Annotated in this window: 1 protein-coding gene; it reads right to left on the bottom strand. The window is 43.6% G+C overall.

The window, feature by feature from the left end; all coding sequences use genetic code 11:
* Window positions 1–379 (bottom strand): cysteine dioxygenase (locus R7P74_RS28180; protein ID WP_318123971.1); only part of this gene is annotated, 379 nt, incomplete at its 3' end.
* Window positions 380–571: the final 192 nt, after the last annotated feature.

Consider the following 571-nt stretch of genomic DNA (forward strand, 5'->3'; position numbering starts at 1 on the left):
AAGCAAGGCACTCAGCAAGTTCAAAGTCGTCTGATTCACGGAGTTTGCAAATTCCCAGCTTCTCGTCAATTTCCTCAATAGCGAAATTTTGCCCTTTCAGCCGTCCGATCGGGACAGTCATCCAGCATCTTTGATCCCAGTGATTATGGATGCGGGAAACCTGTCCCGGCTCACAGCAGATTGCCATCGCTTCAAATCTTTCGTCCTTGTAAATGAGATTTCGCGTGTAAAATCTGTTACTCCAAAAAAGATACGGTGATAATGAATCCGGATCTACCGGATTGTGGCTAAGAAACTCGTAAACAGGCTCGCAGGTAAATTCTTCCTCCGGTATTTCACAAAGGCCCTGTATCAACTTTTCTACTGAAACGACAGGCATAGAAACAAAATTTGAATCCTAATTTTCAAGGGGTTTTTTCAAAAAGTCAACAAATTCCGCCTCATTCCGCGTTAAACCCGGAAATGTAGCCAAAGGCTTTTTGTCTGCGTTGAGGATAGCATAAAACGGAAGAGCAACTGTCCCGAACATATCTTCTTCAAGTTTCTGCTGTTTACGATAGATTTCGCCGTC

This window comes from Vibrio sp. 2033 (assembly GCF_033339735.1).